The sequence below is a fragment of the Paractinoplanes ferrugineus genome, assembly GCF_016862195.1.
GTDB lineage: Bacteria > Actinomycetota > Actinomycetes > Mycobacteriales > Micromonosporaceae > Actinoplanes > Actinoplanes ferrugineus.
Genome location: NZ_BOMM01000001.1, coordinates 37,178 through 59,180 on the forward strand (window position 1 = coordinate 37,178; position 22,003 = coordinate 59,180).

The 22,003-nt window shown below is 69.6% G+C and carries 15 protein-coding genes and 1 pseudogene; 9 read left to right on the forward strand and 7 right to left on the reverse strand.

What is annotated here, in order from left to right:
• Positions 1–235: 235 nt before the first annotated feature.
• Positions 236–1,180: a hypothetical protein gene (locus Afe05nite_RS00185; protein ID WP_203814841.1), complete on the forward strand. Its 945-nt coding sequence runs from the start codon at positions 236–238 to the stop codon at positions 1,178–1,180.
• Between the two features lie 333 nt (positions 1,181–1,513).
• On the opposite strand, the gene Afe05nite_RS00190 is transcribed toward Afe05nite_RS00185, so the two are convergent.
• The 3 genes and pseudogenes from Afe05nite_RS00190 to Afe05nite_RS00200 all read right to left on the reverse strand — a co-directional run bounded on the left by Afe05nite_RS00190 (position 1,514) and on the right by Afe05nite_RS00200 (position 2,934).
• Positions 1,514–1,726 carry a hypothetical protein gene (locus Afe05nite_RS00190; protein ID WP_203814842.1) on the reverse strand — a complete coding sequence of 71 codons (213 nt, stop codon included), beginning with the start codon at positions 1,724–1,726 and terminating at the stop codon, positions 1,514–1,516.
• Between the two features lie 365 nt (positions 1,727–2,091).
• Positions 2,092–2,427, reverse strand: a pseudogene (locus Afe05nite_RS00195) (LacI family transcriptional regulator); the annotation flags it as partial.
• A gap of 102 nt (positions 2,428–2,529) precedes the next feature.
• The gene (locus tag Afe05nite_RS00200; protein WP_203814844.1) at positions 2,530–2,934 is read right to left on the reverse strand and encodes a hypothetical protein; all 405 of its coding nucleotides are present in this window, start codon (positions 2,932–2,934) and stop codon (positions 2,530–2,532) included.
• 353 nt (positions 2,935–3,287) lie between these two features.
• On the opposite strand from Afe05nite_RS00200, the gene Afe05nite_RS00205 reads away from it, so the two are divergent.
• From Afe05nite_RS00205 to Afe05nite_RS00215, 3 genes are all read left to right on the forward strand, one after another.
• Positions 3,288–5,618, forward strand: a complete 2,331-nt coding sequence (locus Afe05nite_RS00205; RefSeq protein ID WP_203814845.1) for an alpha-mannosidase — start codon at positions 3,288–3,290, stop codon at positions 5,616–5,618.
• Between the two features lie 75 nt (positions 5,619–5,693).
• Positions 5,694–10,088, forward strand: coding sequence for a polymorphic toxin-type HINT domain-containing protein (locus tag Afe05nite_RS00210; protein WP_203814846.1), 4,395 nt, complete (start codon positions 5,694–5,696; stop codon positions 10,086–10,088).
• A complete protein-coding gene (locus Afe05nite_RS00215) occupies positions 10,085–10,690 on the forward strand; it encodes a hypothetical protein (protein ID WP_203814847.1) in 606 nt (201 codons plus the stop codon). The genes Afe05nite_RS00210 and Afe05nite_RS00215 overlap by 4 nt, the downstream gene beginning before the upstream one ends.
• Positions 10,691–10,752: 62 nt before the next feature.
• Here the strand turns inward: Afe05nite_RS00215 and Afe05nite_RS00220 are convergent, their stop codons facing one another.
• Complete coding sequence (locus Afe05nite_RS00220; protein WP_203814848.1) at positions 10,753–13,179, reverse strand: transglycosylase domain-containing protein; 2,427 nt, start codon at positions 13,177–13,179, stop codon at positions 10,753–10,755.
• Between the two features lie 295 nt (positions 13,180–13,474).
• Between Afe05nite_RS00220 and Afe05nite_RS00225 the strand changes: the two genes are divergently transcribed.
• Positions 13,475–13,777 carry a WhiB family transcriptional regulator gene (locus tag Afe05nite_RS00225; RefSeq protein ID WP_203814849.1) on the forward strand — a complete coding sequence of 101 codons (303 nt, stop codon included), beginning with the start codon at positions 13,475–13,477 and terminating at the stop codon, positions 13,775–13,777.
• Here Afe05nite_RS00225 and bagB read toward each other — a convergent pair.
• Genes bagB through Afe05nite_RS00240 form a run of 3 tightly spaced genes read right to left on the reverse strand, consistent with a single transcriptional unit; the run spans position 13,774 to position 16,733 of the window.
• Entirely contained in the window at positions 13,774–14,931 is a 1,158-nt protein-coding gene (gene bagB / locus Afe05nite_RS00230) for an ArsA family ATPase (protein WP_203814850.1), read from the reverse strand. The two genes, Afe05nite_RS00225 and bagB, sit on opposite strands and share 4 nt — an antisense overlap.
• 24 nt (positions 14,932–14,955) lie before the next feature.
• On the reverse strand, positions 14,956–15,912 hold the full coding sequence (gene bagA, locus Afe05nite_RS00235; protein WP_203814851.1) for an ATPase BagA: 957 nt from the start codon (positions 15,910–15,912) through the stop codon (positions 14,956–14,958).
• Between the two features lie 23 nt (positions 15,913–15,935).
• The gene (locus Afe05nite_RS00240) at positions 15,936–16,733 is read right to left on the reverse strand and encodes an Rv0361 family membrane protein (protein ID WP_203814852.1); all 798 of its coding nucleotides are present in this window, start codon (positions 16,731–16,733) and stop codon (positions 15,936–15,938) included.
• A gap of 104 nt (positions 16,734–16,837) precedes the next feature.
• On the opposite strand from Afe05nite_RS00240, the gene sp36 reads away from it, so the two are divergent.
• The 4 genes from sp36 to Afe05nite_RS00260 all read left to right on the forward strand — a co-directional run bounded on the left by sp36 (position 16,838) and on the right by Afe05nite_RS00260 (position 21,993).
• Positions 16,838–16,993 carry a Sp36 family protein gene (gene sp36 / locus Afe05nite_RS00245; RefSeq protein WP_157437327.1) on the forward strand — a complete coding sequence of 52 codons (156 nt, stop codon included), beginning with the start codon at positions 16,838–16,840 and terminating at the stop codon, positions 16,991–16,993.
• Positions 16,990–17,475: a RidA family protein gene (locus tag Afe05nite_RS00250; RefSeq protein WP_203814853.1), complete on the forward strand. Its 486-nt coding sequence runs from the start codon at positions 16,990–16,992 to the stop codon at positions 17,473–17,475. The genes sp36 and Afe05nite_RS00250 overlap by 4 nt, the downstream gene beginning before the upstream one ends.
• Before the next feature lie 157 nt (positions 17,476–17,632).
• On the forward strand, positions 17,633–18,358 hold the full coding sequence (locus tag Afe05nite_RS00255; RefSeq protein ID WP_203814854.1) for an MBL fold metallo-hydrolase: 726 nt from the start codon (positions 17,633–17,635) through the stop codon (positions 18,356–18,358).
• The gene (locus tag Afe05nite_RS00260) at positions 18,355–21,993 is read left to right on the forward strand and encodes an adenylate/guanylate cyclase domain-containing protein (RefSeq protein WP_203814855.1); all 3,639 of its coding nucleotides are present in this window, start codon (positions 18,355–18,357) and stop codon (positions 21,991–21,993) included. Before Afe05nite_RS00255 ends, Afe05nite_RS00260 begins: the two co-directional genes overlap by 4 nt.
• Positions 21,994–22,003: the final 10 nt, after the last annotated feature.

The following is a 22,003-nucleotide window of genomic DNA, read 5'->3' on the forward strand; positions in this document are numbered from 1 at the left end:
GTCCACCCAGGCGAAGCCGAGCAGACCTGGCCCAGGGCGCCAAGGTCGTACGTCCAGTAGGGCGCTCCACCTTGGCGCCCTGGGCCAGGCCCACTCCACAGGGCGTGGGTCGACGGCGGACGGGATGGCGGCAAGGGCACTGGGTCATGTGGCGGCAGCGGTCGGGCCGCGTGGGCACCAGGGGCACGCGGCATCTCCGTAGCGTCGCGTCGATCCGGAGCGCTACCGTCTTCCTGTGTCGACGTTTGAACTGTGGCAGCCGCTGTCTGCTCGTCAAAGCGGGAACGAGCAGTGGTACGAAAAGGTGTCCCCGGCCTTGGCCACTGGGCTACGGGAGTGGCTCTTCCGTGCCGGTCATGACGTAGACAGATCAGACCTTGAGCGCGTACCTGTGCGGCTGGGCCTCCGGGTGGACTGGGAGCCTGGGCCGTACGACGAGGACAGCGACCCGCCCACTTTCCGCGACCGCCGCACCCGGGTTTCTCATTCCTTGGCCAGCGTTGCGCCGGACCGCGCCCTACTTGATCTGGTCGATGCGTACCTTGACTTGCTCCCTGCTCGCTCGCCTGCGCCAAAGGCTACCGACTCGATGCCGCTTCGCATCGTCGCAGCGATGTCAGCGATAAAGCCCGACCACCGCAAGAACCTGCAACAGCACCTCAACGACGCCAGACTGATCTACACCATCTCGAAGGACGGGCGTCGTCTAGTACGCCGCACAGACCCCGCAAGTGCACTAGCGCTTGATGATGCGTGTAACGCGCTTGATCAGATGCCCGCATCGGGCTCGGCTGCAGACTTCCTCCGTTCAGCTTGGACCGCGACAAGTGCTCTGCACCCGGATGCTCCCCGGGCGTACAGCGACGCAATCAAAGCCGTCGAAGCCGCAGCGCACTCAGTCGTGGAGCCCAGCAATACTAAGGCGACCCTTGGCACCATGCTTGGTGAGCTGCGAAAACTGCCGTATCGTTTCACGGCGGGCGTAGGGCAGCCCGGCACCTCCGCTGGCATCGAAAGTGTGATCGCGATGATGGATGTGCTTTGGAAGGGGCAGACGTCGCGGCATGGAGGACAGCGTCCCACAGTGTGGGAGACGGTCGAGCAAGCCCGCGCCGCAGTGCATCTCGCCGGCACTTTGGTGACCTGGTTCGCCACAGGCATCATCCAGCGGCAGCCTTAGGCTCGCCGTCTACCCGTGAGATTTGGGGCCCGAGCCCTCGGTCGACCGCGATGATGGTCGCGGCAGGGAGCCACCAGGCTGATCTGGCGCGGACCGGTATGTACAAGATCGAACGCTACGGCCCTGGTTGACCGCATGATCCGAACGGATCCGGACCGCTGGAACACGACGGCGCAAATCTACGGATCAGGAGGTCGTCGTCCGCGCCAGTAGCAGCCTCCTCCTCGGGCCCTCAGCGGGCACAAGCGGACACGCACACCAGGTTGGTGACCCCACGATCAAATATCGCCAGACGGCCTACGATCTTTGACGCTATGGCGCCCTTGCAGTGCCTCAATGTTCCACGCAGCCGTCGCCTCGGAAGTGAACGAATCGAAGGTGGCGTGCAAGTTCGTTGACGGCAGACTGAAGCGGCGTCGCGCCGACTCCCTTCGCGGAGTCGAAGGCCAGCCATCCTTCCCGCGCGGCCTCCTCGACGATGGCATGCGAGAGTCGTTCGATCCGTAACAGGTACTCCGGATCGGTGCTCCCGTTGGTTGTATCCATGCGCTCCTCCGTCGTCGAGATCAGCGACTCTAGCTGGGTGACGAGTCAGGCAGCCTACTCATCGGCCAGTCCGTCCAGCTCCCTCTTGGGAGTGATCGGGGAGTGGACCTTGAAAAGGTGACCCCCCACAGGCCTGCTCATCCCGACGCGCGTCAACGTCGCGAGCTGGGCTTTTGGATGGAGCGCAGGATGCCGACCGGTCATGATCCCAATTCGGGACGAAGAGGCCGTCGGTTCAAATCCGGCTACCCCGACCAACGAAATACCAGTTCAGGGCCGGTCTCCCGTTGAGGGAGACCGGCCCTGACTGCTTCTCCCTGTCGTTTGGGAGAAAATTTGGGAGAAGATCTTGCTGGGATGGTGCGCTAGACCGCCCGCAACAGCAGGTCGAGTGCCCGAACTGGCGAGCCTGACGACATGATCTTTCGGGCACGGAGAGCTGTCTCCCATTGACCGGTCAGGTCGTCCATCAGCCGTTGCCGCATAGCTGCGGTGATGTGTGAGTAGCGGGCCTGAACCGAGCCGTCCGCGTGGCCCATGCGGTCGTCCTGCAACTTCTTCGGTACGCCGATCTCTTCCATCATCGTTTTGTGCGAGTGCCGTAGCCCGTGCGGAGTCAGTCCCCTGGCGATCGGAACCCAACAGGAGTCGCCACGGCTCGCTGCACCTCTGCCCCGGCCCGGGACACCCGGGAACGTGTCGCAGCGATGGACGGGCATGGAACGTCGTGGACCGTTACAGCAGCTCAGCAACGGTGCAGGTGCAGGTCAATCCGTCACGATCATTCCTTACACGGAAGGGCGTCATCCTGTCGGTTCGATATTGGTCGGTACGACATAGCCCATGATGTCCTTCACGCTTCCTAGGTGTTGCACGACCTGGCACACATGAAGAGTCCCGGTTGCAGGCAGCCGAATGATGTCGCTGGTCACTGCGTGCGCCTTGCCATCAGTGGCCGGCGTCCACCTCAACGTCCCAATCTCGCCGTCGTTGTTGCTCGCGACCCAGACCTTGTCTCTCCTGAGCACAATGAGCGAATCGCCGATCTTGATCTTCGATACCTTCGACGAGATCGGGTGCTTCGCCGAGAAACCGTGCATCGGCGGGGTGCCGGCCGCGTAGAGACGCTCGGCTCGATCCATGTCGCCGACGACATGATCACCATTGGGCCGCTGCCGTACTGTTGGTTTTTCCTGACCCCGCATCATGGGCCCTCTCTGGGTAATACCCAGTTAGCTCGCACCGTTTGAAAGTCCGATTTTCGAACGTTTCGGCTTGTCTGCCCACCGCCCATTCCGCCGAAGTTCGTTGCGGTACAGGCGGACGGTCACGTGCCAGATCTCTCGCGGCCGGGACCGGATCAGGCCCGCTTGGGAGAGGGGCTCCGCCTGGCGGGGCGCTCGCGGGCGGCGTGACGGGGTCACGCGGAGCGATTGTTTCCTCTATATTTGCGACCGTCGCTACCCGGCGCAGGCTGGGCTGGCGACCGTAAGGGTCCACTCTGGGCGGCGATCGGTCGTGCGACAGGCCGGGCTCTGCCTTGTCACGGGGGAAATTAAATATGTCACCAAGAACGGTGCAAGCCGGGCTGCTCGCGGCCGGGCTCGTCATCGGTGTCCTTGCTGTGCCCGCTGGGGCCAGTGCGGCGCCGCAACCATCGCCGTCCGCGTCGTCGTCCGCCAAAGCTCTGCGGGCGGCCAACAAGGCCGGCACCGCTCTGCTCGCCGATCCGACGAACCTCGCCACCGACGAGGACAAGGTCAAGGCGGCCGGCGCGATCGGCGTCAACCCGGGCATCGACATGCTCGTGCTCAACGACCAGCAGTTCGTCTTCGCGATCTGGGAGCGCACCGAGGCGGGGGCCTACGTCAAGGCCGAGGCACTTCGGGCGTACGGGTCGGATGAGGCTCGCGCCGCCTACGAGTTCATCGTGACCGGGATCTTCGTGGCGGCCAAGGACGACGCCCAGGCGAAGATCACCGAGGAGGCGGCCAAGGCTCGGCGGCGTTCGGTGGCGGTGACTGTCGGGCTGGACCCGTCGGAGACGGCTCTCATCGAGAAGGCCGACCGCGACTTCATCTTCAGCGTGTGGCAGCGGGCCACGGCCGGCAGCCACGTCTGGACGGCGGCGCGGGACGCCATCGCCGACGGCACCGACCAGGACGACTGGGACGCGTTCCTGAACGTCGGGGCGGCCGCCGCCGCGGACCAGGACATGCGGGAGGCGATCGCGGACGCCGACGAGGAGCTGGCCGCCCAGCTGCGGGCCCGGCAGCTCGTCAACGCCAAGCGGTCGCTGCTGCAGCTGCTCCTGCTGGGGGTGACCGAGGAACTGGTGAACGCGCCCAACCGGCAGTATGTGCTGTTCGTCCACAACAACGCCAAGGGCCCCGAGGTGCAGCTGGCCTCCCAGGTGGCGCTGAACGCGCCGGACGCCGACCTGGCGCAGGCGCTGAGCGACTTCATCTTCACCGGCGGCGCCGCCGCCAACAAACGGGACGAGGACGCGGCCGCCGCCCGGGAACTGGCCGGCTACCGCGCCCGGGCGATCGTCATCCGGGACGAGGCGCAGCACGACGGGTTCCTGCCCAAGCTGCTCGCCGCCGCCAACACGGCGCTGAGCACCAACACCCTTGTCGCGCTGCAGACCTTCCTGCTCAAGGGCCAGGACGAGGCGCGGGCGGCGGATCGCCGGCTGGACTTCAACACCAGCTTCGAGACCACCGACCCCCGGCCGAACTGGGAGAACACCGCGGGCAACGGCGGCATCGCCAACATCGGCGGCATCGTCAGCTCGGTGACCGTGCCGGAGCTGGGCGTACGGAACGTGCCGCGGGCGCTGGGCGGGACGAACGTCCTTCTCTACTCCGGCATGGACAACAGCACGACCCGGTCGTTCGCCTACCTGCAGGCGTACGGGCTGAGCAAGGTCTCGGTCCGGCCGACCACCAAGCTGTCCTACAAGATCCAGCCGCTGAGCGCCGCCACGTTTGCCGGGATCAGCGGCAACAACAGTACGTGCGTGGGCATCGACCTGGTCTTCTCGGACGGCAGCACGCTGCGTGACTCGGGCGCCAAGGACCAGCGCGGCAACCTGATGCACCCGGGCGGGCAGTGCAACAAGCTGACCCTCGACACCTGGAACGACGTGGTGGTGGATCTCGGCGCGGTCGCGGCCGGTCGCACCGTCACCCGCATCAACGTCGGTTACGACCAGGCGGTCAACACCGGTGGCTACCGCGGTTACATCGACGAGGTGAAGTTCACCGACCTGGAGAGCGCGCCCAAGCTGCGCACCTCGGCGGAGCCCGGCGACACCCCGTTGACCTGGAACAACACGGTCGACGCGGACGCCAAGCCGGCGGGCAACGCGGCGAACGTCGGGCCGATCGTCTCCTCGGTCACCGGGCCGGAGCTCAAGTACGGCGCGACCACCGGGCGCACCGGGTCGAACGTGCTGCTCTACTCCGGCAAGGACAACAGCGCCACCGCGTCGTACGCGTACATGAAGGGTTTCGCCCTCACCGACACATACGTGACCGCCGCGACCAAGCTGTCCTACTGGATCTACCCGCAGAGCAAGACCCAGTGGAGCACGGTCACCGGCAACAACAGTTCATGCGTCGCGGTCGACATGATCCTCGAGGACAAGGTCGGCGGGACGAGCACGATCTCGCTGCGTGACACGGACGTCAAGGACCAGCGCGGCAACATCCTGCACCCGGCTAAGCAGTGCGGGAAGCTGCCGCTCGACACGTGGACGCAGATCGTCGTGCCGGTCGGCTCGGTGGCCAACGGCAAGCGCATCGTCAAGGTCGACGTGGGTTACGACCAGGCGCCCAACACCGGGTCCTACCGCGGGTTCATCGACGACCTTCGCATCACCCAGTAAGGCGAAACGGCGCAGACCAGGCTCGGATCGTACGGTCCGGGCCTGGTCTGTCTTATTCCACGGGGGAAAGACGCCATGCCACGTAACCGGATAGCCGCGGTTCTCGCGGGTCTGCTGGCGGTCGTGCTGCTGCCGGAGGCCGCCAACGCCGCCGTGCCGCAAGCACCGCCGGCCAAGAGCAGCACCTCGGTGCTGCAGGACTGGATCGCCCGCCAACAGGCCGCCGAGGCGGCGATGGAGCGGCAGCTGGCCGAGGGCGGCCCGATCGACGACGCCGAGCTCAACCGGATGTTGGTGCAGGATCTCGCCGACTACGACGAGGACGCCGCCGTCCGGGCGGCCGCGGCCGAGGTGCTGCGCACCGACAACCCGGCCGAGTTCGCCGCGTTCCTCGACGACGCGTTGCCGATCTATCGGGCCGCCGCCGCCGAACGCAAGAAGCGGGCCGCCGAGGCCAACCGGGCGACCGTGCAGGAGTGGGCCACGACCGGCGGCCCGGTCGTGAAGCAGCAGGCGACGGCGGTGCTCGCCACCAAGAACGACCTCAAGATCGCGGACTTCGTGGCGATCGGGCACGCCGCCGCGGTCGCGGCCGACAAGCAGGAAGAGGTGAACGCGGCCGAGCGGGCCAAGACCATCAAGGCGCGGGTCGAGCAGATCGTCGCGTCCGGCGGGTACGAGGTGAAGTGGGCCGGCCAGGCCGCACTGGACACCGAGGACGCGGTCACCATCGCCGCCTTCTACAACACCGGTTACGCCGCGGCGTCGGCCCGGGACAACACCGCCCAGCAGCAGATCGAGGCGGCGCTCGCGGCCCGTAACAAGGCCGTCGACGACCTGGCGAGCCTGGCCGAGAAGGCCACCCGGGCGGCGGACGCGCGCACCACGATCATCGCCGAGAGCGTGACCGCCACCCAGTCGCTGACCGTGGCCGCCAACTCGATGGGGCTGGTCAACAGGTACGCCAAGCAGGCCGACGCGACCTATGCGTCCGACCTGCCGATCCGCAAGTCGGGCGGGGCCACCCACACGGCTGCCATCACTAAGTCGCGGTCCGACGCGTGCGCCGAGTGGACCACCACGACCCGGAACGCGGACCAGGTGATCGCGCACGCGGGAGTGGCCGCGACGGCCGCGAGGACGCTTGTCGACACCGGCCTGACGCACGGCATCGAGTGGTCGGCCGTGCTGAACGCGCAGGGCGACGCGGCCGAGGCGGCCAAGCAGGCGAGCGAGACCGCATGTCACGCGGCCGAGGCGACCGAGGCCGCGGCGAAGGCTCTGGACGCCGACAAGAACGCGACTGTGGACGCCAACAATGCGGTGAAGTACCGCCAGGCGGCCGAACGGGAGTCCGCCGCCGCGACGAAGCTCGCCGACCAGGCGGAGAAGCTGGCCGCCGCGGCGCAGGCCGCCCAGGCCGACGCGCACAAGCAGCGGCTGCGGGCCGAGCAGGACGCCCGGGACGCCCGGGACCGGCTGGCCGACGCCAAGGATCACTACCTGAACGCCAAGGCGCAGCGGAACATCGCCATGCAGCAGGCGTCGATCGCGGTCGCCCAGCAGGCCGCCGCCTACGACGCCGCCCGGCGGGCGATCGAGCAGCAGAACGTCGCGGCCGCCAAGGGGGCCACCGCGAAGGCGGCGGCCGACGAGGTGACCAACTCCATCACCCGGTTCGACGGGCTGGTCAACGACTCGAAGGCGGCGTCGGTCCGCTCCCAGAAGGCGATCGAGGACCGCAATACCAAGCAGCTCAAGTACGAGGCTTACAAGCAGGACGCGGCCGCCAGGGCGGGCACCGCCGAGGGTGTGTACGCCGCGCAGCAGGCCGCGATCATCGAGGCTCAGCTGCCCGGCGCCAACGCGGCGGCGACAGCCGCGCAGAACGCCGCGAACAGTGCCGCAGCGGCGGCGGACGCCGCCGGTGCCGCCGCCCAGCGGGCCGGTGCGGCGGCGGCCGCGGCCAAGGCCGAGGCCGAAGCGGCGGCCGCTTCCGCGGCGGCCGCCCGACGTCTCGCCACCGACGCGGCGGCGGCCGCCAACCGGGCGATCGACGACGCGCAGCGGGCCGAGGAGCTGGCCCGCAAGTCGGTGAACATCGCCCGGCAGGCGATCAACCGGGCGGCGGCCGCCAAGGCCGACGCCGATCTGACCCGCTCGGCGGCCGACTCGGCGTTGCGTGAGGCCGGGGTGGCGTCGTTCCAGAGCCGGGTGGCCGGCCGGGCGGCGATCAACGCGCGGGCGTCCGCGATGGCGATCGCGGATCCGGCGGCGAGCGCGCTCAGCGTTGCCGACCAGTACGGCGAGACCGACAACGACGCGGCGATGGCGATCGACATCGCGAACAGCGCGATCCTCATCGGAGCGGAGCAGAGCGCGGCGGCCGAGCAGCACGCGGCCGCGGCCGAGGCGGCCGCGGTGCACGCGGCCGAGGAGGCGTTGCGGGCTCAGGAGCAGGTCAAGCCGGCGTATGCGGCGGCGAAGAAGGCGGCCGAGGAGGCGAACCGGGCGATCAAGGCCAGCCAGGCCGCGATCAACGCGGCGCGGGCCGCGGCCGAGGAGGCCAACGCGACGGTCACGGCCGCCAAGGACACGGCCCGGTCGGCGCAGCAGGCCACCGCGTACTCGAATGCCGCACAGGGCATGGCGGTGGAGGCCGGGCACAACGCGGCGGTGGCCCGGCAGGCGGCCGGTGCCGCCCGGGGCTACGCGAATCAGGCGCAGACCGCCGCGACGAACGCCGACACGATCGCCAAGCAGATCAAGGCGGCGTCGGACTCGGCGAACAAGTTCGCGGACGCGATGAAGGCGACCGCGGTGCAGATGACCAAGATCGCCCAGGACACGCATGCCGCCGTACAGCAGCTTGCTGATCTTGCCGAGGCGGAGAAGCGGGCCAGCCAGACCTCCTGGATGCAGACCTGGAAGGACTACGTCGAGAACAAGCTCAACGCCAAGGACTACCCGGAGTGGCTGAAGAACTTCTACCGCGGTGAGAGCGAGGCGGTGCTCGGCATCGTCGGCGGGGCGTGGCTCACCGGCCTCTGCGCACTCGGCGCCCCGGGTGGCTCGCCCGGCCAGACGCCGGACTCCGAAGAGGCCTGCAACATGCTCAAGGAGGGGGTCAAGGCCCTCATCGACAACCCCGGGTCGCTGATCCACCTCGACGAGTGGCGCAACGGCGAATATGCCAAGGCGCTCGGTATGACCGTGATCGACCTGCTCACGCTCGACCTGCCGAAGATCGGGAAGATCACCGCGGGCCTCGACGTGCTCAAGGACGGCATCGTCGCGGGCGTCGCCAAGCTGATCTCCGGGGAACTGCTCACCGGTCTGAAGAACATCGGCATCGACGCCGTCGACGCCGCGATCAAGAAGCTCGGCGCGCTCAAGCTGACCAAGCTGCTCGAGCTCAACGTCGACATGCCGAGGAAGTTCACGTTCAACGCCGACGAGCTGGGCGCGCTGAAACTGGCGATCGACGTCAAGGGTCTGCCCGCGGTGGAGAAGGCGCTCGGCGCACTGCCCACCGGCAAGAGCATTCTCGACGGTCTCGAGGACCTGCTCAAGTCGTGTGCCCGGGACAGCTTCGCGCCGGACACCCTGGTGCTGCTGGCTGACCGCACCACCGCCCGGATCGTCGACATCCAGGTCGGCGACCAGGTGCTGGCCGCCGACCCGAGCACCGGCGAGAACTTCGCCGAGCCGGTCGTCGAGCTGCATCGCAACCTCGACACCGACCTGGCCGACGTCACGATCAAGAGCGAGATCGGCGAGGAGACGGTACGCACGACCCAGCACCACCCGTTCTGGAGTGCCACCGCGCACGACTGGACGGACGCCGGCGAGCTGCGTACGGGCGACGAGCTGAGCGGCGGGGCCACGGTGACCGCGGTCCAGCCGTACACCGGCAGCCGGTTCATGCACAACCTCACCGTTGCCGACCTGCACACGTACTATGTGGTCGCGGCCGGCACTCCGGTGCTGGTGCACAACTGCTACTCGAACAACCGCACCGAGGCGATCCAGAAGATCGAGCTGAAGTCGGCGACCGACCGCGGGGTGCAGCCGGTGGTGCTCGGGCCGGGCTCGGGGATGAACGGCCTGCTCGACGCGATCCGGCAGGCGGCGCCCGGCACCGAGGGCTACTTCAAGTGGGTGATCACGATGGATGGTGAGCTCAAGGTCATGCCGGCCTTCGCCGGTGGTGGCGGCCGGCCGGTTCTCGAACTCGCGCACACCGTCCTGGGTGGCCTGAACGGCCAGGTCAAGGCGGCCGGCACCGGGCACTACGACGATCTGTTCGGCGGCCTGGAAATCAACAACTCGAGTGGTCACTTCGAACCCGGCGACGGGGCGGTCGAACTCGGCCGGCAGGCGTTCGAGGACGCCGGCATCGACGTGATGTTCGCCGGTCGCTGGGAGGAAACCGGTGACTGGCTGCTGGCGGTGGATCCCAACCGGTGACAGTGCCTTCGTTCGCCGAGGTGAATCGGATCGGGTCGGCCGCGGTGATGCGGGATCTCGTCCGCCGCGCCGACCTGCCCGACGACTCGCAGTGGTGGTCGGCGGTGATCTCGGTCGGCCAGGCCGGGCTGGCCGGCGCCGAGAGCGGTGAGTTCGACGCCGAGGAGTGGGCGTCGGTGCTGGTGGAGTCCCTGGACGCGGCCGCCCGCCGCCCCTCGGTCGGCCTCAACGGCACGGTGCTTCGGCGAACGATGGCCTGCGCGGCGGCGATGCACTACTTCGGGGAGCGGGCCGGTGACCCGGTCCGCGACCCGGAGCTGGTGTTCGGTCATCTCGCCGAGTCGTTGGGTGGCCACCCGCAGGCCTACCTCGACCGCTATCGCGAGACGCTGACCTGGGCCCTCACCGAGTTCCAGCGGGTGCGGGCGGGGGCCGGCGACCGGCCGCGGCTCGCCTCCGCCCGAGCCTGGCTGGACAGCACGCGCGCCGCCCTGGTGACGATGTGCGCGGAGGTGCGGCCGCGGCTGCCCGCCGAGCACGCCGCCACCGACTGGTGCGCGGCGCTGCCCCGGATCGAGACCATCCGGGAAGCCGCTCGCTGACCGGCAAGGACAGGGAGAGGGCGGGTGCCGCACGGCACCCGCCCTCTTCGTCTTCTGCCTGCCTAGCGGCCCGGTCTGTTCGGCTTTGTCGGCGGAACCACGCCGCCCGGTTCCGGGGCCGTCGGCTGCTGCTGCTGGTTCTTGCCGTTGCTCTTCTGGATCACCACGACGCCGCCCTTGATGGTGCGGCCGCTCGGGTTGGTGCCGGCCGCCGTGCCGGGCGGGCAGGACGAGTCGGTGTCGCCGCCCACCGACACATCGAAGCCGGCCCCCTCCAGGCGATCGCGGGCGCTGTCGATCGAGTCGCAGGTGACGTCCGGGATCGAGCGCTGGTCACCGACCGCGATCTTCTTGTTGTCCGGCGTCTTGAACTGGACCTTCGGCTTGCCGTCCATGAAGTCGCCGAGGGTGTTCCACACCGCCGGGTTGACGACGCCGTGCGACATCCGGTCGGGGTGGTCCTGGTAGTCGGGGTTGACCAGGTAACCGGCGACCACCAGCGAGGTCGTGCCGGCGATCAGCGCGGCGGTCTTGTCGTGGTCGGTGGTGCCGGTCTTGCCGAAGACCGGGTGCTTCACGACGCCCCGGGTCTGTCCGGCGGTGGTGCCGCGGCACTGGCCGAGCTGCGCCGAGTCACCCACCGGGCAGCGGGCCGCGTCGAGCGCGGCGCGAGCCACGTCGGCGCTCGTCGCCCGGATGCAGTGCGACTTGCCGACGTCGAGCTTCTCGTTGGTCTGGGTGGCGATCTGCTCGATCGGGGTCGGCTCGCAGTACATGCCGTCACCGGCCAGGGTCGCGTACGCGTTCGCCATGTCCAGCGGGGTCGACGCCGAGACGCCGAGCGTGAACGCGCCCCACTGGTGGGCCGACGCCGGGTCGTTCGCGTACTTGGCGTCGGGGTCGGCGACCCGGAACTGCACGCCGAACCGTTTCGCCACGGCGATCACGTTCTCCGCGCCGACCTGCTCCTCCAGCGGCACGAAGAACGTGTTCACCGAGTTACCGAAGCCGGTCCACATGTTGTAGACCCCGGCCTCGCCCTCGCCCGCGTTGCTGGGACACCAGAAGTGCGTGCCGTCGCAGGCGGACGGGTTGCTGGAATCGATGATGTAGCCCGACTTGTAGCGAACCGGGGCGTTGTACGTCCAGCCCAGCGGATAGCCCTTTTCCAGGGCCGCCACCATGGTGAACATCTTGAAGACCGAGCCGGCCTGGTAGCCGGTGATGTCGCCACCACCGCTGAGCAGCGGGTTGGTGGTGTTCGGGTAGGTGCCCCGAATCCCCTTCGCCTTCTTCTTCGGGTCGGACGAGAGCTCGTTCTGCGGCTTCGACGGATCGTCGAGCTTGTAGCGCCGGTTGGCGGCGAGCGCGCGCACCTTGCCGGCGCCGGGCTCGACCGCGGCGATCAGCAGCGCGTTCTTGTTCTTGTCGGAGATCTCGTCGGTGATGCTCTTCCGGGCGGCGTCCTGCGCCTTGATGTCCATCGTCGTGGTGATGCGGTAGCCACCGCTCTTCAGGCGACGCTCCCGGTCGTACGTCGTCTCGCCGAACTCCTCGCGCCCCATCCACCAGCGGTAGAAGTAGTCGCAGAAGAAGCCCCACGCGTTCTTGGCGACCGAGACGCAGCCGTTGCCGATCGGCTTGACCTGGCGCGGGATCGGCTCCTTGAGCGCCTTGTCGGCCTCGGCCCGGGTGATGGCGCCCATCGTGACCATGCCGGGGATGACGTAGTTGTTGCGGCGCTGGAGGATCTGCTCGTAACCCTCTTCGCTTGTCGGGTTGAAGCTGGTCGGTGCCTTGACCATGCCGGCGAGCATGGACGCCTGGCCGATCGTGAGGTCCTTCGGCTTCTTGTTGAAGTAGATCTGGCTGGCCGCGTAGACCCCGTACGCCTGGTTACCGAACGGCGCGATGTTCAGGTAGCGCTCGACGATCTGGTCCTTCGAGAGCTCCTTCTCGACCTGCATCGCGTACTTCATCTCGGTGATCTTGCGTTTGGGGGTGTCCTTGGTCGCGTCGATCACCTCCTGGGCGCTGGTCGCCGAATAGGCCAGCGACATGCGCACCCACTGCATGGTGATGGTCGAGGCGCCCTGCTTGGAACTGCCGTTGTTGTTGCTCACGAAGGCGCGGGCGACGCCTTTGAGGTCGACACCGTTGTGGTGGTAGAACTCCCGGTCCTCGGCCGCGATGATCGCCGCGGGCATGTATTTCGACATGTCTTTGAGCGGTACGTCGCTGCGGAACTCGTCGTAGAACTGCGCGATCTGCGTCTTGTTGTCGGACGCGTAGATCCGGGTGATCTGCGGGGAGCTGAAGCTCTTGAGCTCACTGGGCAGACTCGCGAACGTCTGGCCGCCGGCCTTGGCGGCGAGGCCCGACATCGCGGCGGCCGGGAAGGCGGCGGCTGCGACGACGACGCCGGCGAGTAGCCCGCAGACCAGCAACGACGACGCGTTAGCGAAGATGTTGTGATCGTTTCTGCGCATCCAGGAGGTCACCTGAGCAGGGTACGCGAAGGCGCCACGAGGCCGCGCGTCGAGAACGTCACGGTTCGCCCAGATTGATTGTGCCTCGTTCGGCCTCGCTCCGGGCGGAGTTTCGAGCTACCCACGACCGCATTTGCCCAGTTGGACCGAGCTGTAGGTATTTGACGTACAACGTTGCGTAATCACCCGACTACAGAGCATGATGGTGCGGCGAGCTATCGCAGGACGTCTGCAGTGCTTGGGGGACATAAGCGGGCAGGCGTCAGGGGGTGAACGCAAGGGGGGACGTGTACAGATGGGGATGATCAGCGACTGGCCAAGCATGGCGGCATGTCAGAGTGGCGACCCTGACGCGCTGTTCGTGCAGGGCGCCGAGCAGAACGTGGCGAAGAGGATCTGCCGCAGCTGCCCGGTCCGCTACGAGTGCCTCGCCGATGCCCTGGACAACCGGATCGAGTTCGGCGTCTGGGGCGGTATGACGGAACGGGAGCGGCGAGCCCTGCTCCGCCGTCACCCGCACGTGGCGAGCTGGCGGAAGATGTTCGAGGCCGCGCTGAAGGAGAAGAGCGCCGACAAGGTGCTGGTACCGACTCGCTAAGCCTCGTCGCCGAGCCTGACGAGCAATGCGCCGATCGTTCGCAGCCCGTCGACGTCATGGACGTCGGCGGGCTGCGCCGTGACCGACACGGTCGGGACGGCCGGGAACGAATCGGTGAACGTCTCGGCCACCCGTACCTCCCGCTCGGCCTGCCGCATCAAAGCCGCATGCACCAGCAGAGCATCGGCCGTCATGGTCTGCTCGCCGGTGGCCGCCAAGGCCGCCGCGGCCTGTTCACTCCGCGCCGCGGAGAGCTCGCCCGCCGTCGAACCGTGCATCCGGTTGAGGACCAGACCGGCAAGCGGCATCCGCTCCGCCACCAGGCGTTCCGCGAAATAGGCGGCCTCCCGCACCGCGTCTCGCTCCGGGGCCGCCACCAGCAGGAACGCGGTCTGCGGGTCCTGCAGGATGCGGTACGTCTCGTCGGCGCGGTGCCGGAAACCGCCGAACATCGAGTCGAGGGCCGACACGAAACCCGACAGGTCGGTCAGCAGCTGGGCGCCCAGGACCTTCTGCACCGCCCGGGAGAACAGCCCGAACGACGCCGTGACCAGGCTGAACATGCTCTTGCCGGACCGCGCCGGGGCCAGCAGCAGGCGCAGCATCCGCCCGTCCAGGAACCGGGACAGCCGGGCCGGGGCGTCCAGGAAGTCGAGCGCCGAGCGGGACGGCGGGGTGTCCACCACGATCAGGTCCCACTCGTCGGTGGCCCGCAGCTGTCCCAGCTTCTCCATCGCCATGTATTCCTGCGTGCCCGAGAACGTCGAGCTCATGGCCTGGTAGAACGGGTTCGCGAAGATCTCGGCGGCCCGCTGCGGCGTGGTGTGCTGCTGCACCACCTCGTCGAACGTCCGCTTCATGTCGAGCATCATGGCGTGCAGCTCGCCGCCGTTCTCGGCGTCGATGCCCTTGACCTGGCGCGGGGTGTTGTCGAGCTCGCTGAGGCCCATCGACTGGGCGAGCCGGCGGGCCGGGTCGATGGTCAGCACCACCGTGCGGCGGCCGTGCACCTCGGCGGCCCGTACGCCGAGCGCGGCCGCGGTGGTCGTCTTACCCACCCCGCCGGCGCCGCAGCACACGATGATCCGGGTGGACGGGTCAGCGAGGAGACCGTCCACGTCTAGACGAGGGGTGTCTTCCGTAAGGGGCACCATTCGAGCGTACTGACGCGTAACAGGTCACGCCCGCATGAGTGACGAAGCAAGCTCGTCCAGCGCGGCCCGGTCGATGCCACCCGGAAGCAGCGGCAACTCGATCACCGGCTGACCCGCCTCGGCGAGCTCGCCGCGCAGCGACTCCTCCAGCTCACGACGGGTCAGATAGGCCTTGGCCTCGGTGGCCAAGCCGTTCACCGTGGTTGGATCGGTCGGCAGCCCGGCCTCGGCGAGGCCCCGCTTCAGCTCGGCCTTGGTGACCTTGCCGCCGGCCAGCAGGGCCGGGCGGGCGTTGTTGACGATGATCCGGCCGACCGAGATGTTCAGCGCCTTGAGCTCGGCGATCGCGTCGAGCGTCTCCTGCACCGGCATCTCCTCGAGCAGGGTGACGACGTGCACCGCGGTGATCGGCGAGCGCAACAGCGACGAGACGCCTTCACTCTGATTCTTGATCGGGCCGACCTTCGCCAGTTTCGCTGTCTCGGCCGTGACGTTGAGGAACCGGCCGATGCGACCGGTCGGCGGTGCGTCCAGCACGACGGCGTCATAGACCCGCTTGCCGTCCTGCGAGCGGGTGGTCGCCTCCTTGACCTTGCCGGTGAGCAGCACGTCGCGCAGGCCGGGGGCGATGGTGGTGGCGAAGTCGATGGCGCCCACCTTGCGCAGCGCCCGACCGGCCGCGCCCAGGTGGTAGAACATGTCGAGGTATTCCAGCAGCGCCTCCTCCGGGTCGATGGCCAGCGCGCGCACCTCCCCGCCGCCCGGCGCCTGGGCGATCCGTAGCTCCTGGTAGGGCAGCGGCTCCACCTCGAAGAGCTGGGCGATGCCCTGCCGGCTCTCCACCTCGACCAGCAGCGTGCGGCGCCCGGTGGCGGCCAGGCCGAGCGCCAGCGCGGCGGCCACCGTGGTCTTGCCGGTGCCACCCTTACCGGTGACGACATGCAGCCGCGCCGGCCAATTGCTGCTCACGTGCTCGCCCATGACCCCAACGGTACGGCGGTCGGTCAGCCGGTCACTTCGCAGACCAGCCAGCCGGTCTTGCGGATCACGGTGAACTCGAGATCTTGCTTGGCCGTCTTCTCGTCCGCGGTCGACATGGTGAGCTGCACCGCCACCACCGCGCGGTTCTCCCCCGAGCTCGCCACCGCCGGCTCCTCCCACCGGTAGACCGGGTCCTGGTAGCCGTCCGAATAGCTTTTGATCTCGGCCACCCGGTCGGACAGCTTGGTCTTGTCGCGCGCCTCCCGGCACACCAGGTCGTCGGCGGCACGGGCGTCCTGCTGGGTGTACACGGCGGTCAGGAAACGGTTGACCGCCGTCCCCGGATCGGGTGAGCCCGGGTTGTCGGCATCACGCAGAAGGAAGTAGGCGGAGACGGCGCCGCCGGCGCACAACAGCAGAGTGGCGGCGAGCGCGAGCGAGACCCACACCGCTCCGCGCCGGCGCTTTCCCGCGGGGGCGGCCGGGGCGGGGATCGTCTGCTGCGGGCCGGCCCAGATCGGATCGGCCGGCCAGGCGGGGTGCTCCGGTGGCTGCGTCTGCCACTGCCCGGGTGCCTCGTGCTGCGCGTGCCACTGGCCCTCAGGGCCGATGACCTGCGTGTTTTCCGCCGGCACGACAGGCATGGTGTCGGTCGGTGCCTCATCCGGGTAGGCCTGCTGCGGATAGGGCGGCCAGGCGTGCGGCGGCTCCGGCACGGGGATCGGCTCGGCCGGCGGAACGGGCTGCGGTGGCTCCGGATCGGGCGACGGCACCGGGGCGGGCTCCGGGTGACCCGGGTAGCCGCTCTGCGGGTGCGTCATATCGCCCTCCGTGATCTCACTTGGTGTGGTCAAGCCTAACGAAGCGGGCCCTCCCGCGGGCCCTAAGCTGGCGCGGTACCCGACGATTAGGGAGTATCCAGGCGATGCAGAAGTGGGAGTACGTGACCGTGCCCCTGCTGGTCCACGCGACCAAGCAGATCCTCGACAACTGGGGCGAGGATGGCTGGGAGCTGGTCCAGGTCGTTCCCGGGCCCAACCCGGAGCAGTTGATCGCATACATGAAGCGACCGAAGTCGTGACGACCCCGATCGCGGGCGAGGGCGGCGTCGACGCCTACGGGCGGCTGGCCGAGCTCGGTCTGACCCTGCCGGCGGTGGTGCCGCCGGTGGCGGCCTATCTGCCGGCGGTCAAATCGGGCAACTACGTGTACGTCTCCGGGCAGCTCCCGATGGTCGACGGCAAACTGGCCGCGACCGGCAAGGTGGGCGCCGAGGTGACCCCGGAGCAGGGCGCCGACCTGGCCCGCGTCTGTGCGCTCAACGCACTCGCGGCGATCGAGTTCGTGGCCGGCCTCGGCAACCTCGTGAAGATCGTCAAGGTGACCGGGTTCGTGGCGTCGGCGCCGGGCTTCACCGGTCAGCCGGCCGTGATCAACGGTGCTTCGAACCTCTTCGGTGACGTTCTGGGCGAGCAGGGCACGCACGCCCGCAGCGCGGTCGGCGTGGCCGAGTTGCCGCTCGGCGCCCCGGTCGAGGTCGAGGTCATCGCCGAAGTTCAGTAGAAAGGTTGCTCAGAGTCACCTGAGCGGCCGCTGAGATCGCACATCCGGTCCTCGGCTGAACCCCCATGCGCGACGTACGATTTCGCGCATGGGGGGTGAAGCTGCCGACGGTCTGCCGAACTGGGTGACGCTGTTGCGTGCCCCGAACCCGGGACCGATGACGCTCGACGGCACCAACACCTGGGTGCTGCGCGCGCCCGGGGAGGCCCTGGGGGTGGTGGTCGATCCCGGTCCGCTGGACGAGTCGCACCTGTCCCGGATAGTCGAGCACGGCCCGTTTCGCTCGATCCTGATTACGCACGGTCACCACGATCACGTCGAGGGCGCGGCCCGGTTGGCGCAGCTGCTGGGGGGCACGCCGGTGCTGGCGGCCGCCGCCGAGCACGGCGCGCCGTTGCGCGACCATCGCGAGGACGGGCTCGACCTCCGTGTTCTCGGGACACCCGGGCATACGGCCGATTCGGTGTGTTTTCTCGTCGAACACGGGAATGCGTCGGCGATGCTCACCGGCGACACGATTCTCGGTCGCGGCTCCACTGTCGTGGCCGCGCCGGACGGCGATCTCGGGTCGTACCTCACCAGCCTCGAGACGCTCACCGCGTACCGAAATGTCGTGATGTTGCCCGGCCACGGCCCGGCGCAGGACGACGTGGCCGCCCTCGCCCGGGGTTATCTGGCGCATCGACGCGAGCGATTGGCGCAGGTGGAGGCGGCCGTGGCGGGCGGTGCCGAGACCCCCGAGCAGGTCGTCGACCTCGTCTACCCGGACATCGATCCGGCGGTCCGGTTCGCGGCCGTCTTCTCGGCCAAGGCCCAGCTGGATTATCTCCGTCACAGAAATCGGGAATCAGGAACAAGGGCGAACGGGTTGGATCGGCTGTGACCTGCCAGGTGTGTGGAACCGTCGCCGTGCCCGGTGCGCGCTTCTGCCACAACTGCGGCGCCGCCCTGCCGGCCGCGGCTTCCCTGCCCGCCACCGAGCGGCGCATCGTGACCGTGCTCTTCGGCGACCTGTCCGATTTCACCTCGTGGTCGGAAGATCTCGACCCGGAACGGGTCGGCGCGGTGACCGACCGGGTGCTGGCCGCGCTCGCCGGCGCGGTGAAGACGTTCGGCGGGCACGTGGACAAGCTGACCGGCGACGGGATCATGGCGGTCTTCGGTGCCCCGGTGGCCCACGAGGACGACGCCGAGCGGGCGGTGCGAGCGGCGTTGAGCATGCAACGCGCGGTGCGCCGGGTGCTTGACGACGAGCGGGGCGGCGGCGCCCCGCTCGGTCTGCGGGTCGGTCTCAACACCGGCGAGGTGGTGGCCGGCATCCAGGCCGGCATCGAATACACGGTCATCGGCGACACGGTCAACACGGCCGCGAGGTTCGCCGACGCGGCCGCGGTCGGCGCGGTCTACGCGGGCTCGCGCACCAGCGGCGGCACCCGGCACGTCGCCTCCTGGCGGCAGCTGCGCCCGCTTCGGCTCAAGGGCAAACGCGAGCTGGTGCCGGCGTTCGAGCTGCTCGGCCTGCACGACGCGCCCGGCACCCGCTCCGGTCTCGGCGACGAGGCGCCGTTCGTGGGCCGGGAGACCGAGCTGGGCCGGGTCGCCGGCCGGCTCGCCGAGGCGATCGACTCGGGCACGCCCCGGGTCATGGTGATGACCGCCGAGGCCGGCATCGGCAAATCCCGCTTCGCGGGCGAGGTCAAGCGCCTCGCTACCGGCTATGACGTGGGCAGCGGCGGCCGGTACGCGGCACACACCGGCGCCCGGGTGCTGCGGGTCCGCTGTCGCGCGTTCGGTGAGCGGCGCCGGTTCGCGCCCCTGGCCGACCTGGTCCGCAAGTCGGTCGGCCTGCCCAAGGACGTGGTCTCCACGGTCGGCCGGGTGGTGGTCGAGGAGCGGCTGCGCAAGCTGGCCAACCGGCTCGGGCCGGTGCCGCTGGACATCGACCGGCTGCTGGCCCTGCTCGGCTACGGCGAGGCACCGGCCAACCCGGTCGGGCCGGCCGCGCACACCGACTGGCAGCCCGCGGCCAAGAGCCTCGACGCCGACGCCATCTCCGGCGCGGTGGCCGAGCTGCTGACCGCGCTGGCCGGCGAGGCGCCGCTCGTGGTCATCGTCGACGACCTGCACGACGCGACCGCGTCGACGGTGGACGCGCTCGGCCGTACCCTGTCGATGATCGAGGGCCCGGTCGTGGTGATGCTGCTGGGCCGCCCCGAACTGGTGCGTACGGCCGGGGCGCTGACCCGGCTCGCCGACGCCGAGGTGCACACCCTGCCCCCGCTGCGCGGCGCCGACGCGTCCCGGCTGCTCACCTCCTATCTCAACGGCGGCAAGTTGCCCCAGGCGGACACCGACCGGCTGCTCGCCACCGCCCAGGGCAATCCGTTCTACCTGGCCGAGATGGTCACGCTGCTGATGGAGCGGGGCGCGCTGATCCCGGCGATCGGGGCCAACGCGGCCGGCAAGTGGCAGCTCGCCGCCGGTTCGCTCGGCAGCCAGCTGCTTTCCCGCGACCTCGCGGCGGTGCTGGCGGCCCGCATCGACGCGCTGCCCGCCGAACCACGCGCGGTCCTGCGCGACGCGGCCGTGGTCGGCGACACCGTGCCGACCGGGGTGATCGAGGCGTTGCGGGAGCGGCGAGCGGCCAGTGACGCGCGGCCGGGCGCGGTGGCGGCGGTCGAGTTGGAGCGCTCCATCGACGAGCTGCTGCAGCGGCGCATGCTGCACCGGGCGCGCGGCGGCTACGCCTTCACCACGCCGCTGATGCGCGAGGCCGCCTACGCCGGCATCGGCAAGGCCGACCTCGCCGACCGGCACGCCTACCTCGCGAACTGGGCGGCGGTCGAGACGATCAACCGGCTCGGCTACGACGGCGCGAGCCGGCTCAGCCTCAGCGAGAACGAGCGGGACGCCTTCGTGGCCTCGCACGCCGAGTGCGCGGTCGAGCTCGCCGACCAGGTGCGGTTGCGGCCCGACGCGACGGCCCGCGACGTGGCTCCGCTCGGCGTCGCGGCGCTCGGCCGGCTGGCCCGGCGGGCGCTGGCCAACATCGAGCCGGGTGCCTCGATCGAATACGCGGAACGCGCCTCCGCCCTCGCCAAGGAACCGCTGCCGCTGCCCGACCAGCTTGTGCACGCCCGCGCGCTGTTGCGCCTGGGCCGCGCCGAGGAAGCCCTCGCGCACGGCGAGAAGATCGCCGAGCACTCGGTCGAGGAGCCGGTCTGCAAGGCCGAGGCGCTGCTGGTGGTGGGCCGGGCGCACGAGGCGCTGGGCGACACCGGCCTCGCCGTCGGCGCCTGGCAGGAAGCGCTCGACGTGGCCACCGAGGCCGAACTGCTGCCGGAGCGGGCCAACGCGATGCGCCGGCTCGGCATGGCCGACTTCCTGGCCGGCCGGCTCGGGCAGGCCAGCAGCCGGTTCGCGGCGGCCTATCAGGTGACGCTCGCGGCCGGTGACCGGCACGGGCAGGCCTGGGCGCTGCAGAACCTGGCCTGGGTGACCACCACCCGCGGGGACTTCGCCGGCACCGATGCGGTCCTCGGCCGGGCGGCGCGACTGTTCGCCGAGCTCGGCGACCCGGTCGGCCGGGCTTGGCTGCGTGGCACCACGGCGTTCGCCCGGCTGCTGGCCGGGCGCCTGCAGGAGTCACGCCGGCTGGCGCGGGTCTTCCTGCCGTTCGGCGACCGGGTCGGCGAGGCCTGGGCGGTCGGCACGCTGCGCGCGGTGGACGCGTACGCGTCGAGCGAGCTCGGTGAGCTGGGTGCGGCCGATGGCGAGGCCCGCCGCGCCTTCCGTGACTTCAACGCGGTCGGTGACGACTGGGGCCGCGGTCTCGCGCTCGTGGTGCGCGGTTCCATCGCTCGTGGGCTGGGCGAGTTCGACCACGCCTTCGACCTGCTCACCGATGCCGTCGGCTACGCCGATCGCACCGGTCATCCGTTGCTGCTGGGGATGGCCGGCACGCTGCGCGGCTTCGTCTCGCTGCACCGTGGTGACCTGGCGCTGGCCGAGGAGGACGCCCGCCGGGTGATCGCCGCGGTCGAGCCGCACAACCCGCTGGCCCCGGCTCAGGCCGGGCCCCGGGTGCTGCTGGCCGAGGCGCGCACCCGCTCGGGCGACGCGGCGACCGCGATCGGACTGCTCGCGCCGATCGCCAGCGACACTTCGCCGTCGCTGCTCTTCTCGCGGCGGCATGCGCTGACCGCGTACGCGTCGGCGCTGCTCGCCGACGGCCGCGTGACCGAGGCGACGACCTGGATCGAACGCGCCCGCGCGGTTCCGGCCGAGGACGTGCGCAGCGGCGTGCTGTCCGCGATGGTGCACGCTCGGGTGCTCGCCGCCGCCGACCGGTGCGAAGAAGCCGGCCAGGCCGCCGACGAGGCGGTGCTGATGGCCTACTCCACCGAACAGGCGAGCGAACGGGTGGCGGCCGAGGAATTGCGGGCGACCCTGGCGTCGGCCCAGGTCGAGTCGGCCCCGCCGGAAACTGTCGCGTACGCGTCCGACGTGCCTGGATGATGAGCGCGTA

What these genes read in the sequence shown, in the direction of transcription:
- Afe05nite_RS00190 (WP_203814842.1), bottom strand. Translation starts at nt 1,726, where the DNA reads ATGGATACAACCAACGGGAGCACCGATCCGGAGTACCTGTTACGGATC.
- Afe05nite_RS00200 (WP_203814844.1), bottom strand. Translation starts at nt 2,934, where the DNA reads ATGATGCGGGGTCAGGAAAAACCAACAGTACGGCAGCGGCCCAATGGT.
- Afe05nite_RS00205 (WP_203814845.1), top strand. Translation starts at nt 3,288, where the DNA reads ATGTCACCAAGAACGGTGCAAGCCGGGCTGCTCGCGGCCGGGCTCGTC.
- Afe05nite_RS00210 (WP_203814846.1), top strand. Translation starts at nt 5,694, where the DNA reads ATGCCACGTAACCGGATAGCCGCGGTTCTCGCGGGTCTGCTGGCGGTC.
- Afe05nite_RS00220 (WP_203814848.1), bottom strand. Translation starts at nt 13,179, where the DNA reads ATGCGCAGAAACGATCACAACATCTTCGCTAACGCGTCGTCGTTGCTG.
- Afe05nite_RS00225 (WP_203814849.1), top strand. Translation starts at nt 13,475, where the DNA reads ATGGGGATGATCAGCGACTGGCCAAGCATGGCGGCATGTCAGAGTGGC.
- bagB (WP_203814850.1), bottom strand. Translation starts at nt 14,931, where the DNA reads ATGGTGCCCCTTACGGAAGACACCCCTCGTCTAGACGTGGACGGTCTC.
- bagA (WP_203814851.1), bottom strand. Translation starts at nt 15,912, where the DNA reads ATGGGCGAGCACGTGAGCAGCAATTGGCCGGCGCGGCTGCATGTCGTC.
- Afe05nite_RS00240 (WP_203814852.1), bottom strand. Translation starts at nt 16,733, where the DNA reads ATGACGCACCCGCAGAGCGGCTACCCGGGTCACCCGGAGCCCGCCCCG.
- sp36 (WP_157437327.1), top strand. Translation starts at nt 16,838, where the DNA reads ATGCAGAAGTGGGAGTACGTGACCGTGCCCCTGCTGGTCCACGCGACC.
- Afe05nite_RS00255 (WP_203814854.1), top strand. Translation starts at nt 17,633, where the DNA reads ATGACGCTCGACGGCACCAACACCTGGGTGCTGCGCGCGCCCGGGGAG.